This window comes from Enterobacter cloacae complex sp. SHL012 (assembly GCF_049237505.1).
GTDB lineage: Bacteria > Pseudomonadota > Gammaproteobacteria > Enterobacterales > Enterobacteriaceae > Enterobacter > Enterobacter kobei.
Map to the genome: position 1 here is coordinate 156541 of NZ_JBMKIZ010000003.1, position 13864 is coordinate 170404.

The 13864-nt window shown below is 58.1% G+C and carries 15 protein-coding genes; 11 read left to right on the plus strand and 4 right to left on the minus strand.

The features are described 5' to 3' along the window. From hycC to hycA, 3 genes are all read right to left on the minus strand, one after another. The gene (gene hycC, locus ACOTY9_RS11905) at positions 1–1815 is read right to left on the minus strand and encodes a formate hydrogenlyase subunit 3 (protein ID WP_348565870.1); all 1815 of its coding nucleotides are present in this window, start codon (positions 1813–1815) and stop codon (positions 1–3) included. Then, complete coding sequence (locus tag ACOTY9_RS11910) at positions 1812–2420, minus strand: 4Fe-4S dicluster domain-containing protein (protein WP_047027321.1); 609 nt, start codon at positions 2418–2420, stop codon at positions 1812–1814. The genes hycC and ACOTY9_RS11910 overlap by 4 nt, the downstream gene beginning before the upstream one ends. Before the next feature lie 73 nt (positions 2421–2493). Continuing rightward, positions 2494–2958: a formate hydrogenlyase regulator HycA gene (gene hycA / locus ACOTY9_RS11915; protein ID WP_014885007.1), complete on the minus strand. Its 465-nt coding sequence runs from the start codon at positions 2956–2958 to the stop codon at positions 2494–2496. A gap of 210 nt (positions 2959–3168) precedes the next feature. On the opposite strand from hycA, the gene hypA reads away from it, so the two are divergent. From hypA to ACOTY9_RS11965, 10 genes are all read left to right on the plus strand, one after another. Beyond that, positions 3169–3519, plus strand: coding sequence for a hydrogenase maturation nickel metallochaperone HypA (gene hypA, locus ACOTY9_RS11920; protein WP_348565871.1), 351 nt, complete (start codon positions 3169–3171; stop codon positions 3517–3519). A gap of 3 nt (positions 3520–3522) precedes the next feature. Then, positions 3523–4386 carry a hydrogenase nickel incorporation protein HypB gene (hypB, locus tag ACOTY9_RS11925; RefSeq protein WP_088127233.1) on the plus strand — a complete coding sequence of 288 codons (864 nt, stop codon included), beginning with the start codon at positions 3523–3525 and terminating at the stop codon, positions 4384–4386. Beyond that, the gene (locus ACOTY9_RS11930) at positions 4377–4649 is read left to right on the plus strand and encodes a HypC/HybG/HupF family hydrogenase formation chaperone (RefSeq protein WP_014885010.1); all 273 of its coding nucleotides are present in this window, start codon (positions 4377–4379) and stop codon (positions 4647–4649) included. The genes hypB and ACOTY9_RS11930 overlap by 10 nt, the downstream gene beginning before the upstream one ends. Before the next feature lie 3 nt (positions 4650–4652). Next, positions 4653–5774, plus strand: coding sequence for a hydrogenase formation protein HypD (gene hypD, locus ACOTY9_RS11935; protein ID WP_023331172.1), 1122 nt, complete (start codon positions 4653–4655; stop codon positions 5772–5774). Further along, a complete protein-coding gene (gene hypE / locus ACOTY9_RS11940) occupies positions 5771–6781 on the plus strand; it encodes a hydrogenase expression/formation protein HypE (protein WP_014885011.1) in 1011 nt (336 codons plus the stop codon). The genes hypD and hypE overlap by 4 nt, the downstream gene beginning before the upstream one ends. Before the next feature lie 64 nt (positions 6782–6845). Next, positions 6846–8918, plus strand: coding sequence for a formate hydrogenlyase transcriptional activator FlhA (gene flhA, locus ACOTY9_RS11945; RefSeq protein WP_421637366.1), 2073 nt, complete (start codon positions 6846–6848; stop codon positions 8916–8918). A gap of 154 nt (positions 8919–9072) precedes the next feature. After that, entirely contained in the window at positions 9073–10071 is a 999-nt protein-coding gene (locus ACOTY9_RS11950) for an ABC transporter substrate-binding protein (RefSeq protein WP_023331175.1), read from the plus strand. Next, positions 10071–11108, plus strand: coding sequence for a FecCD family ABC transporter permease (locus ACOTY9_RS11955; protein ID WP_348565873.1), 1038 nt, complete (start codon positions 10071–10073; stop codon positions 11106–11108). Before ACOTY9_RS11950 ends, ACOTY9_RS11955 begins: the two co-directional genes overlap by 1 nt. Beyond that, positions 11108–11869 carry an ABC transporter ATP-binding protein gene (locus ACOTY9_RS11960; protein WP_348565874.1) on the plus strand — a complete coding sequence of 254 codons (762 nt, stop codon included), beginning with the start codon at positions 11108–11110 and terminating at the stop codon, positions 11867–11869. Before ACOTY9_RS11955 ends, ACOTY9_RS11960 begins: the two co-directional genes overlap by 1 nt. Before the next feature lie 16 nt (positions 11870–11885). Next, positions 11886–13106 (plus strand): MDR family MFS transporter, encoded by a 1221-nt coding sequence (locus ACOTY9_RS11965; RefSeq protein ID WP_248217118.1) that lies wholly within the window; start codon positions 11886–11888, stop codon positions 13104–13106. A 5-nt stretch (positions 13107–13111) separates the two neighbouring features. Here ACOTY9_RS11965 and ACOTY9_RS11970 read toward each other — a convergent pair whose 3' ends face one another. Next, positions 13112–13456, minus strand: a complete 345-nt coding sequence (locus ACOTY9_RS11970; RefSeq protein ID WP_014885017.1) for a nitrous oxide-stimulated promoter family protein — start codon at positions 13454–13456, stop codon at positions 13112–13114. Positions 13457–13631: 175 nt separating this feature from the next. Here ACOTY9_RS11970 and ACOTY9_RS11975 point away from each other — a divergent pair, with 175 nt between their 5' ends. Beyond that, positions 13632–13862, plus strand: coding sequence for a SymE family type I addiction module toxin (locus ACOTY9_RS11975; protein ID WP_014885018.1), 231 nt, complete (start codon positions 13632–13634; stop codon positions 13860–13862). Positions 13863–13864 lie beyond the last annotated feature (2 nt).

The following is a 13864-nucleotide window of genomic DNA, read 5'->3' on the forward strand; positions in this document are numbered from 1 at the left end:
TCAGGCTCCTCGTGAAATCACAATGACCACCAGCACCGACAGCTCAATCAGCGCCAGACGGCGGAACAGTGCGGGCGCGGCAGCACTCTGCCAGCCCGGAACCCAACCCTGCGGGTTGAGCCAGTGGCGCAGCTTCAGCACGGCGGCGAAGTTCTCTTTTACCGGCATGGCGAAACCGTGGGCGGTGATGACCATTGACTGCTCGTGTTTGTAGCCGCAGGCCCAGGCTGCGCCGCGCGCACGGGAGGCGAGTCGATCGCGTTTAAAGAACAGCATTAGCACGAACGGCAGCAGCGGAGAGGCAATCAGCAGCAGGGCTATCATCGGTTGGGAAACGGTGGTTTGTGCCGTCTCAAGCGGCAACGGAATAGCGTTTCCGAGCAGCGGCAGCAGCCACGGCGCGGCAACCCCACCCGCGATGCAGCACAGCGCCAGCGCAACCACGCTGGTGGCCATCAATACCGGTGCACAGCAGGCATTTTCAGCCTCACGCGTGCGCGGTGCGCCAAGGAAGGTAACGCCGTAGACTTTCGCCATACACATCACCGCCAGCGCCCCGGTAATCGCCAGGCCGACCGCCAACATAGGGCCCAGCAAACGGCCGATAAACGCATCGCTCTGACCAAGCGCGAAGAAAGACTGGTAGATCACCCACTCGCCGGCAAAACCGTTCAGTGGCGGCAGCGCGGCCATCGCCATCAGCCCCACCAGCATCGCCAGGGAAATCACCGGCATCTTTTTGCCAATGCCGCCGAGCTTTTCGATATCCCGATGACCGGTGCGGAACCAGACGCTGCCCGCGCCGAGGAACAGGGTGCTTTTAAACAGGCTGTGGTTGACGAGGTGATACAGACCACCGATAAATCCGGCGGCAATCAACGCGGGCTGATTCAGCGCCAGACCGGTGACGCCCGCGCCAAGACCGAGCAGGATAATGCCGATATTTTCGAGCGTGTGGTACGCCAGCAAACGCTGGATGTTGTGCTCCATCAGCGCGTACAGGCCACCCACGAACGCGGAGATCATCCCGGCCAGCAGCAGCACGACACCCCACCACAGCGGCGGTTGCCCGCTGGTCAGCGTGAGTACCAAAATCCCGAACAAACCCACTTTCATCACCACCACAGAGAACAGCGCGGCGGCGGGCGCGGAGGCATTGGCATGCGCCTGCGGCACCCAGCCGTGCAGCGGGATGATCCCGGCGAGGAGGCCAAAGCCCACAACGCCCAGCAGCCAGACGTCATTCCCCAGCGGATGGCCGTTGAGCGCAGAGAAATCCAGCGTGCCAAAGCGTTGCCACACCAGCCAGCTGGCCAGCGCCAGCAGCAGCGTGCCGAGGCGACCGAGGGCAAACCACAGCTTGCCGGAGGCGCTACAGCCCGTCAGGAACACGCCGCACAGGGCCATAATTTCGGCCATCACCACCAGCGCGCCAAGATTGCTGGCGATAACGGTGCAGACCGCCGTCGCCATGAGCAGGTTTACCAGCAGACCATTAGCTCTGGTGTGCTGGTGGCGGTGCCAGTCGATATTGAACAGGCTGACAAACAGCCCGCACAGACCGAACGTCACCAGCCAGATGGCATTCAGCGGCGTAATCTCAACGCTGTGACGAATCAGCGGCATCACGGCCTCTGTGGATTGCCCCCCCAGCAAAACGACACCGCCTGCCGCGAGCGTCATCAGGCTGCCGAGCGCCCCGCCGATACCGGCTATCCAGCCGCTCAGGATTTTATGGAAAGAGAAGAGCAGCGCCAGCACGGCGGCGGCCGCAAAGTACGCTACGGCGCTGTTAATCATGTCTATCGCGTTCATTTCGCCCCCTCGTTAAGCGCCTGCAGAAGTGAAAGATCGCCGATGTCAGTATTAATGGTCAGCTCGCGCTTGCGTTTGCTGGTACGGGCGATATCGCGGATGTTAACCAGAATGAGCGCCTTGGTCGGACAGGTCCGCACGCAGGCCGGTCCCTGTTCATCAAAGCTGCACAGGTCACACTTCACCGCCACGGCGCGGATGCCGGGAACCCAGTCCAGTAGCGTACTTACGCGTGCCGGAGCCGGTGGCGCGGGCGGCGCTTTCGGGGAGTTGGCATTGGCCGGAATGTGCAGCGGACGGCTGCCGGAAAATTCAATGGCGCCGAACGGGCAGGCAATGCCGCACAGCTTGCAGCTGACGCACAGGCTTTCGTTCAGCTGGACCGCGCCATCAACGCGGGTGATGGCATTCACCGGACAAACACCCGCGCAGGGGGCATCTTCACAGTGGTGGCAGAGCTGCGGAGCAGACTCTTTTTCATTACGCATGACGCGAAGGCGCGGCATGGACTGCAGCCCGTGCAGGCGGTGGGTTTCCGAACACGCCGCCTCACAGGTTCGACAGCCAATACAGACCGTCGAGTCAGCAATTACAAAACGGTTCACCGGGCAATCCTCAGGTGATGGTCATTTTTGACGACGAAAAGCTGTCTTCTCGACACTTTTCGACACTCGGTTCTCAGGCAACGTTTGCGGAAGGGTTTCCGGCGATCAGCTGTTTCAGGTCGACCGGTAAGTCGTGTTCAACCGCGTGATAAAGCCCGTTGTAAACCGGCGCGATTTTTTCCAGATAGTGTTCAAGCACCTGCTGGCGATCGCGGTTGCTGACGTAGCCATCGACCATGCCGTCAGCCATCAGTTGCGCTTGCGCAATACACTGTTTTTCACCCTCTTTGTTCTCGACGTAGTACTCAATGGTGTGGCTGTTAAAGCTGTCTGCCAGGGTGACAAAGACCGTGAAGTGGCCGAAGAGGACAAAGCGCATATCGCCTTGCGCCGCACAACTCATCGCATGATGCAGACGCGCTTTTGACAGGGTGATCCCCTGAACCAGAGAGTTGCAGTAGAGGTGCCACTGCTCCTGTAGCTGCTGGTGGCGCTGCGCGATGTAATCCGCTTTTTCGCTGATTTCCCAAATAGTCATAAAAGGTATCCGGTTAATGGAGATAGCGGCTATTAAGCAGATTCCGTGCCAGTTTTTAATTTACTGATTTTATTTGGTTTTTGTTTCAAAGCTGCTGTCAACGCGGCGGTGTCGACGTGTCATTTCGACAGCATTGACATCGTCACGCCCTGACAAAATCCAGGCTGGCACTGTTATTGCATTACCGGGGCAATTCATTGAGGAGGCGTCATGCACGAAATCACCCTCTGCCAGCGAGCGCTTGAACTTATCGAACAGCAGGCAGTGCAAAACCACGCGAAACGCGTCACCGGCGTCTGGCTGAAGATCGGGGCATTTTCCTGCGTCGAGACCAGCGCCCTGACCTTCTGTTTTGAGCTGGTATGCCGCGGCACGCTGGCGGAAGGCTGCGGGCTGCATATCGACGAGCAGCAGGCGGAGTGCTGGTGCGAGCACTGTCAGCAGTACGTCACGCTGCTCTCCTCAAAGGTTCAGCGCTGTCCGCAGTGCCAGCGTACCGGGCTGCGGATCGTGGCGGATGACGGTATGCAGATCCAACGCCTCGAAATCGAGAAGGAGTAATGTATGTGTAGTACCTGCGGTTGCGCCGAAGGCAACCTGTATATAGAAGGGGACGAACACCGCCCCCACTCCGCGTTTCGCTCCGCGCCCTTTTCCCCTGCCCCGCGTCCTGCGGCAGTTCTGACCGGCATTACCTTTGCGCCGCAACGCTCTGACGCGGGCGACCTGCACTACGGCCAGGGCGAAGCGGGCACTCATGCGCCGGGCATGAGCCAGCGGCAGATGCTGGACGTCGAGATCAACGTGCTCGACAAAAATAACCAGCTCGCGGCCCGCAATCGCGCGCGCTTTGCCGCCCGCAAACAGCTGGTGCTGAACCTGGTCTCCAGCCCGGGTTCAGGCAAAACCACGCTGTTAACAGAAACACTCAAGCGCCTGAACAAACGCGTCTCTTGCGCGGTGATCGAGGGCGATCAGCAGACGGTAAACGATGCCGCGCGCATTCGTGAAACCGGCACCCCGGCGATTCAGGTCAACACGGGCAAAGGCTGCCATCTGGATGCGCAGATGATTGCCGATGCCGCACCGCGTTTGCCGCTTGAAGAGAGCGGCATCCTGTTTATTGAAAACGTCGGTAACCTCGTGTGCCCGGCGAGCTTTGACCTCGGCGAGCGCCACAAAGTCGCGGTGCTCTCCGTCACCGAAGGGGAAGACAAGCCGCTGAAGTACCCGCATATGTTTGCCGCCGCCTCCCTGATGTTGCTGAACAAAGTCGACCTGCTGCCGTACCTGAATTTCGACGTGGAGAAATGCCTGGCGTATGCCCGCGAAGTGAATCCGGAGATTGCGATCGTGCTGGTCTCCGCCACGCGCGGCGACGGCATGGACGCATGGCTAAACTGGCTGGAGAGCGAACGATGTGCATAGGCGTACCCGGACAAATTCAGGCAATCGACGGTAACCAGGCCAGGGTGGAGGTCTGCGGTATATTGCGCGATGTGGATCTGACGCTGGTGGGCAGTACCGATGAAACCGGCGCGTCACGTCTCGGCCAGTGGGTGCTGGTCCATGTTGGCTTTGCAATGAGCGTGATCAACGAAGCGGAAGCCCGCGACACGCTGGATGCGCTGCAAAACATGTTTGACGTGGAGCCTGACGTGGGCGCCCTGCTGTACGGCGAGGAGCGGTAGCACATGCGTTACGTTGATGAATACCGCGCGCCAGAACAGGTACTGCAGCTTATCGGGCACCTGAAAACACGGGCGGCTCTGCTGAACAACACGAAAGAAAGGCCGCTGCGGATCATGGAGGTATGCGGCGGACACACGCACGCCATCTTCAAATTTGGCCTCGACCAGCTACTGCCAGATAACATCGAGTTTATCCACGGCCCCGGCTGCCCGGTCTGCGTTTTGCCAATGGGCCGCATCGACAGCTGTATTGAAATTGCCAGCCAGCCTGACGTCATTTTCTGTACCTTTGGCGATGCGATGCGCGTGCCGGGGAAAAATGGCTCGCTGCTGCAGGCGAAAGCGCGCGGCGCGGACGTGCGGATCGTCTACTCGCCAATGGATGCCCTGACGCTGGCGAGGGATAACCCTGAGCGCAACGTCGTCTTTTTTGGGCTGGGTTTTGAAACCACTATGCCCGCGACGGCCATTACGCTGCAGCAGGCCAAAGCCCGCAACGTCACTAATTTTTTCTTTTTCTGTCAGCACATCACGCTCATTCCCACGCTGCGCAGCCTGCTGGAGGAGCCGGATAACGGTATCGACGCCTTTCTGGCGCCGGGACACGTCAGCATGGTGATTGGCACAGACGCCTACGGTTTCATCTCTGAACAGTACAATCGTCCGTTAGTGGTCGCTGGTTTCGAGCCACTTGATCTACTGCAAGGTGTGACCATGCTGGTTGAGCAGAAAATAGCGGCCCTGAGTGCGGTCGAAAACCAGTACCGCCGCGTGGTGCCCGATGCGGGGAATGAACGGGCCCAGCAGGCCATTGCCGACGTGTTTAGCGTTGAAGGAGACAGCGAGTGGCGCGGTCTGGGGCTGATTGCCGAATCCGGCGTGCGCCTCACGCCAGCCTATCGCGCGTTTGATGCAGAAACACATTTCCGCCCGCAGCCGCAGCAGGTGTGCGACGATCCCCGTTCTCGCTGTGGCGACGTGCTCACCGGTAAGTGTAAACCTCATCAATGCCCGTTATTTGGCAACACCTGTAACCCGCAAACCGCGTTTGGCGCGCTGATGGTCTCCTCCGAAGGGGCATGCGCCGCGTGGTATCAATATCGCAACCAGGAGTGTGAAGCATGAACACGGTGGAAATGGCGCACGGAAGCGGTGGGCAGGCGATGCAGCAGTTGATTAACCGGCTGTTTATGGAGGCTTTTAACAACCCCTGGCTCGCCGAGCAGGAAGACCAGGCGCGCATCGCGCTCTCGACACTCACTGCCCAGGGCGACAGGCTGGCGTTCTCCACCGACAGCTACGTCATTGACCCGCTGTTTTTCCCGGGCGGTGATATCGGCAAGCTCGCCATCTGCGGCACGGCCAACGACGTTGCCGTCAGCGGCGCCATTCCACGCTACCTCTCCTGCGGGTTTATCCTTGAAGAGGGGCTGCCGATGGAGACGCTCACGGCGGTGGTCAACAGCATGGCACAGACGGCGCGCGAGGCGGGGATCGCTGTCGTCACCGGCGATACCAAAGTGGTTCAGCGCGGCGCCGCCGACAAACTGTTTATTAACACCGCCGGGATGGGCGCGATCCCCGCCGACATCCACTGGGGCGCACAGCAACTTAGCGTGGGCGACGTTCTGCTGGTGAGCGGCACGCTGGGATGCCATGGCGCGACGATTCTTAATCTGCGCGAAGGGTTAGGGCTGGACGGCGAACTGCGTAGCGACTGTGCGGTGCTTACCCCGCTTATTCAGACGCTGCGCGCCATTCCTGGTGTGAAAGCCCTGCGCGACGCCACCCGTGGCGGCGTGAATGCCGTCGTCCACGAGTTCGCCGTAAGCTGCGGGTGCGGGATTGAACTGACCGAGCGTGGTCTGCCTGTCAAACCCGCCGTACGCGGGCTGTGCGAGCTGCTAGGGCTTGATCCCCTCAACTTTGCGAACGAAGGCAAGCTGGTGATCGGCGTTGAACGCGCAGCGGCGGAATCTGTCCTGGCCGGGCTGCGGTCGCATCCATTAGGGAAAGATGCCGCCATCATTGGGGAAGTGGTTGAGCGCAAAGGGGTGCGCCTGACCGGGCTTTACGGCGTGAAGCGCACACTGGATCTGCCGCACGCTGAACCGTTACCCCGAATTTGCTAGAACCGCGCCATAAGCGGTCAGCACTGAATGTCTCTTTTCTGCCAGTTTCAATTGGAAAGCAATAATGCCGTATACACCGATGAGCGATCTTGGACAGCAGGGCCTGTTTGATATCACGCGCACACTTTTACAGCAGCCCGATCTCAGCGCGCTAAGCGATGCTTTGACGCGACTGGTCAGGCAATCAGCCCTGGCAGACAGCGCCGCAATTGTGCTATGGCATAGCGGAACGCAACGCGCAAGCTACTACTCAACGCGTGATAATGGCAAAACGTTTGAATACGAAGATGAAACGTATCTGGCGCATGGTCCGGTGCGCCGCATTCTCTCCCGTCCGGAAGCCCTGCACTGCAATTTTGAGGAGTTCAGGATGGCGTGGCCGCGGCTTGCCGGGAGCAACCTCTATCAGCCTTTTGGCCACTACAGCATGCTGCCGCTGGCGGCGGAGGGCCATATCTTTGGCGGCTGCGAGTTCATCCGCACGACCGACCGGCCCTGGAGCGAAGCGGAGTACGAGCGTCTGCACACCTTTACCCAGATTGTGGCCGTGGTGGCAGAGCAGATCCAAAGTCGCGTCACCAATAACGTGGATTACGACCTGCTGAGCCGCGAGCGCGATAACTTCCGCATCCTGGTGGCAATCACTAACGCCGTGCTGTCACGTCTCGATATGGATGAGCTGGTCAGCGAAGTCTCAAAAGAGATCCACCACTATTTCAAAATCGACGCTATCAGTATTGCGCTGCGGGGGCATCGTAAGGGCAAGCTTAATATCTATTCCACGCACTATCTCGATGAAGCCAACCCGGCGCATGAGCAAAGTGAAGTGGATGAAGCGGGCACCCTTTCTGAACGGGTATTCAAAAGCAAAGAGATCCTCCTGCTTAACCTGAGCGAACAGGATCCGGTGGCGCCGTATGAGCGAATGCTGTTTAACACCTGGGGCAATAAGATCCAGACCCTGTGCCTGCTACCGCTGTTGTCCGGCAACACCATGCTTGGCGTGCTGAAACTGGCGCAGTGTGATGAAGCCGTGTTTACCACCGCCAACCTGAAGCTGCTGCGTCAGATTGCCGAGCGTATCTCCATCGCGCTGGATAACGCCCTCGCCTATCAGGAGATCCATCGCCTGAAAGAGCGGCTGGTGGACGAGAACCTGGCCCTGACCGAGCAGCTTAATAATGTGGACAGCGAGTTTGGCGAAATCATCGGGCGCAGCGATGCGATGTACAGCGTCCTCAAGCAGGTGGAAATGGTGGCGCAGAGCGACAGCACGGTGCTGATTTTGGGTGAAACCGGCACGGGTAAAGAGCTGATTGCCAGAGCCATCCACAACCTGAGCAATCGCAACAGCCGCCGGATGGTGAAGATGAACTGCGCGGCGATGCCTGCGGGCCTGCTGGAAAGTGACCTCTTCGGCCACGAGCGCGGCGCATTTACCGGGGCCAGCAGCCAGCGCCTGGGGCGTTTTGAAATGGCCGATAAAAGCTCGCTGTTCCTCGACGAAGTGGGCGATATGCCGCTGGAGTTGCAGCCTAAACTGCTGCGCGTCTTGCAGGAGCAGGAGTTTGAGCGCCTTGGCAGCAACAAGCTTATCCAGACTGACGTGCGGCTGATTGCCGCCACCAACCGCGACCTGAAAAAAATGGTCGCCGACCGCGAATTCAGAAGCGATCTCTACTATCGCCTGAACGTCTTCCCGATCTGCCTGCCCCCGCTGCGCGAACGTCCGGAAGATATCCCCCTGCTGGTAAAAGCCTTTACCGCGAAGATCGCCCGCCGAATGGGGCGAAATATTGACAGTATTCCTGCCGAAACGCTACGCACCCTCTCGTCGATGGAGTGGCCGGGTAACGTCCGCGAACTGGAAAACGTCATTGAGCGTGCGGTGCTGCTCACGCGTGGCAATGTGCTGCAACTCTCCCTGCGGGAGGTTTCTCTGCCTGAAACGACCGTGACCGCAGCCGAGATCGCAAAAGAGGGAGAAGATGAATATCAGCTCATTATGCGCGTGCTGAAAGAGACGAACGGCGTGGTTGCCGGCCCGAAAGGGGCTGCCCAGCGTTTAGGCTTAAAACGCACGACCCTGCTGTCGCGCATGAAGCGCCTCGGGATTGATAAAGAGAACCTGCTGTAAGTCCGCAATCTGGCGGTGTTATTCTGGCACCGCCTTTTGTCACCCTGCGCAATTGTCCCTCATTGACACAAAATCGTTTCCTCTGTATAAAATTCCGCCTTAATAATGAGTTTCATTTGCATCAAAAAATAATTTTAATGAAGGGTAGCGTTTAATGAAAAAGGTCATCTGCGCGTTGGGCCTGGCGATTGCGTCGGTCAGTTCTGCTCTGGCAACCACATATCCTCTGACCATTGAAAACTGTGGTTATAAAGAGACCTTCACCAAAGCGCCGGAACGCGTCGTGGCCCTGGGTCAGAATACCGTCGAAATTTTGCTCCTGCTCGGCCTGCAGGATAAGGTGAAGGCCAGCGCCTTCTGGCCGACCAAAGTGCTGCCGCAGCTGGCTGAACAGAACGCAAAAATCAAAACCCTGACGGTAGAAATCCCTACGCTTGAATCTATCCTTGCGCAAAATCCTGATTTTGTACCTGCCCAGCTTCCTCTGTTACTTGGGCCTGAGAGTAAGGTCGCAAAACGTGAAGATTTGGCGACCGTCGGTGTGAATAGCTACGTCTCACCGGGCATGTGCGCGACCAAAAAAGCCACAGGAGATATGTACGGCAGCCGCCAGAAGCTGTGGGACATGACCTATCTCTATAAGGAGATTGAGGATTTTGCCAAAATCTTTAACGTGGAAGATCGCGGCCAGGCCGTCATTGCCGATTTCAAAAAACGTGAGGCTGACCTGCGCCAGGAGTTTGGTAAAAACAAAAAGGACCTCTCCTTTGTTTTCTGGTTCTCAAGCTCCTCTCCTTCGGCTGATGCTTACGTCGGCGGTAAAAACAGCGCCTCCGGATTTATTGCCAACGTGCTGGGCGGGCACAACGCCATTACATCTGAAACCGAATGGCCAACCGTGGGCTGGGAAAGCATTATTGCCGCTAATCCGGATGTGATTGTGGTCTCCAGTCTGGACCGTAACCGCTGGGCGCTGGATAACGCGGAAGAAAAAATCAAATTCCTGAAAAACGATCCTGCCGTCAGCCAGCTTGATGCCGTCAAAAAAGGCCATATCGTGGTGATGGACGGCCAGGCGATGAACCCAACGATTCGTACAATTTACGGTGCTGAACAGGTGGGTGAACAGCTCAGAAAACTGGGGCTGAACTGATGACAGCCGCTGTACTTCAGGCCCGCCAGGGCCTGTTCCTGACCACGTCTGCTCTGCTTGCCATTGTACTGTTGTTTCTGGTCATCGCCCTTGGCGTCAGCGTCGGTGAACTGTCCATCCCGCTGGATAACGTGTTTTATGCTATCAGCAATAAAATGGGGCTCACCGAGGTTCCGCTCAACCGCATCTATGAGAGCGTTATCTGGGACTTTCGCCTGAGCCGTGCGCTGGTTGCTGCCTGCTGTGGCGCCGGGCTAGCCATCTGCGGTGCCGTCCTGCAAAGTCTGTTGAAGAACGCGCTGGCGGAACCCTATGTTCTCGGCGTGTCTGCGGGGGCCTCAACCGGAGCGGTTTCCGTCGTGGTGCTGGGTGTGGGAACGGGAGCCGTTTCGCTCTCAGCTGGGGCCTTCGCGGGTGCCTTCGCCGCCTTTGCATTTGTCGCTTTTCTGACAAACGGCGCACGCGGCGGCAATGAACGCACTATTCTGGCAGGCGTTGCGGCTTCGCAGTTGTTCAATGCCATTACCGCCTACACTATCAGCACGTCAGCCAGCGCACAGCAGGCGCGAGATGTCATGTTCTGGCTGCTGGGCAGCTTCAGCGGCGTACGCTGGCCGGAATTCCAGCTGGTACTGGTGGTGCTCCTGCTGGGGTTAGCCGTTTGCCTCTACTATTCCCGGGCGCTGGATGCCTTTACGTTCGGTGACGACGCTGCCGCATCGCTGGGGATTGCCGTTCCCTGGGTACGCCTGGCGTTATTTATCACGACCGCACTGATTACCGCGACCATCGTCAGTATGGCAGGCTCCATCGGCTTTGTGGGGCTGGTGGTTCCGCACGTCATGCGTTTCCTGTTCGGACCTTTGCATCGCACGCTGCTCATTGCCAGCGCGCTGGCCGGGGCGATCCTGATGGTGCTGGCAGACATTGCCTCACGCATGCTGATTGCGCCGCAAAGCCTGCCCGTCGGCGTAGTGACCGCACTGGTGGGCGTTCCCTTCTTTGCCGTGATTATTTACCGTTCAAGGAATAAGTGATGAGTATCTGCGCTGAAAATATTACCTGGAAGGTCGGCAAAAAGGCGATCGTCAATGACGTCTCGCTGAAGGTCTCCCGGGGGGAAACCGTCGGCCTGCTGGGCCCAAACGGCTGCGGAAAATCGTCTCTTTTGCGTATCCTCGCGGGACTGCGTCGCCCGGATGCGGGCCGCGTGACGCTGGACGGGCAGGGCATCTCCCGCATCGCCAAAAAGCAGCTTGCCCGCCGGGTAGCGTTCGTTGAGCAGCACGGGATGACCGACGCCAACATGCGCGTGCGCGACGTGGTGAAACTTGGACGAATTCCGCACCACTCCGCTTTTTCCAACTGGAGCACGCACGATGACGAGACCGTCACGGCGGCATTGCAACGCGTGGATATGCTGGATAAAAGCGACCAGGGCTGGCTGAGCCTCTCCGGCGGAGAGCGCCAGCGGGTGCACATTGCCCGCGCGCTGGCCCAGACCCCAACGGAAATCCTGCTGGACGAACCGACCAACCACCTGGACATTCATCATCAGATGCAGCTGATGCAGTTGATCAGCGAATTACCGGTCACCAGCATTGTCGCTATCCACGATCTCAACCACGCCTCGATGTTCTGCGACTCGCTGATTGTGATGCAGAAGGGGCAAATTGTGGCGACGGGGACACCTCAGGACATCTTATCCGAGTCGTTGCTGTGGGATGTTTTCCGGGTCAAAACCAAAATTGAGATCTCGCCGTTCCATGGCAAAAAGCACATCCACTTTATCGTTTAGGGGCGCGTAAATCACAATGCTCCTTCGCCCAGCCGCCACGCTCTGGCCGCCCGTCTTACTGGGTAGTCAGTTTGTTTTCAACATTGGCTTTTACGCCGTCGTTCCTTTCCTGGCGATATTCCTGCGCGACGACATGCTGCTCTCCGGCGGACTGATCGGGCTGATTCTGGGCCTGCGCACCTTCTCCCAGCAGGGGATGTTTATCGTTGGCGGTGCCCTCTCGGACCGGTTTGGCGCGAAAGTGGTTATCCTCAGCGGCTGTATTGTTCGTGTTTCAGGTTATATGCTGCTGGCCTTCGGGGAATCGCTCTCGCCGATTATTGTGGGCGCATGTCTGACGGGCATCGGCGGCGCATTATTTTCCCCTTCGATTGAGGCATTGCTGGCCAAAGCGGGCACGCACAGTGAGGCGAAAGGGACACGAAGCCGGGCGGAGTGGTTTGCACTGTTTGCAGTCTGCGGGGAACTCGGCGCGGTACTGGGCCCGGTTGCTGGCGCCCTGTTAACGGGACTTGGCTTCCGCCAGGTGGCGCTGGCGGGTGCAGGGGTCTTTATTATTGCGTTAGTGGTGCTCTACTTCTGCCTTCCTGCTTCTGGCCGCCGTTCGCAAACGCTGAAAATACAGCCCTGGTGGACAACCTTCCGCCAGCCTCGCTTCGTCGCCTTCATCATTGCCTATAGCTCATGGCTGTTAAGCTACAACCAGCTTTATCTGGCGCTGCCGGTGGAGATCCAGCGATCTGGTGGTAACGAGAAAGATCTCGGTCCGCTTTTTATGCTCGCCTCCGTGCTGATCATTACCTTACAGCTGCCGCTGGCACGCTTTGCCCGCCGCGTGGGCGCGGTGAGGATCCTGCCGGTGGGCTTTTTGCTGCTTTCTACGGCCTTTGCGAGCGTAGCGATGTTTGCAGCGACTGAACCGCCGGAGGGCTGGTTGCGGTTGCTGCCGTCGGTCTTATTTGTCACGTTACTGACGCTGGGACAAATGCTGCTGGTCCCCTCGGCAAAAGATCTCATTCCGCGGTTCGCCGAGGAATCAACGTTGGGGGCGCATTATGGTGCTCTCGCCACCGCCGGAGGGATGGCGGTACTGGCGGGAAATTTGTTGTTTGGCAGTCTGCTGGATCGCGCGCTGGTGCCTTCGGCTCAGGCAATATACCCCTGGCTGCTGCTGGCCCTCTTCCCGTTGTGCAGCGCCATGGCCCTGCAGGTAATTTGCCGACCACTGCGAAGCTGAACGGCTCACTTTTTCGGGCGATACTTTTCCGGTAATTCCGGCACCGGACGACGATCGTCAATCAGATGACGAACGGTCAGGACAGGATGACGCCATAACATGCGTGGCCCCGCCCAGCGCATAATCTGCTTCATCTCTTCCCGCTTTGCGGGCTGGTAGCAGTGTACCGGACACTGTTTACAGGCAGGCTTTTCTTCACCAAAAACACACTTATCCAGGCGCTTATCGGCATACGCGTTCAGCGCCTGATAATGCCCCTCTTCCCGAGACGCCTGCGGGCACTGCTTTTCAAACAACGCGATCATTTTCGCGATAGTCTCTTTTTCTCGTGATATGCGTTTACCGGACATAGCGACTTACCGATTAATAAGATGCATCAATACTACTCTTTTAAACCCTGAATTTCAGTTGTTGCATTCCGTTTTCTGAAGCCTGATTCCAGCATTAATGCTACACCTCCTGAAAATCACGGGTATTTTATACAGGCATCAGGAGTGACCGTTGTCCGTATTGTCTGGAGGTTCTATGCAAGAGATCGCGACTGGCAAACCCTACCGCCATTTAAAAGTGGGATATTTCAGAAAACGTCACGAGGATCGAAAAACTAAGATACCTAAGCGTTACAGCGTACATGCGGCGTTGAGCTTAAAAGGGGACTGGCTTGAAAAGGCGGGCTTTACTACCAACGCCCAGGTCAGGGTGGGCGTGGAACATGGCAAAATTGTCATCGAGTTGATGCCGGAAGGCACGTCGTAAAG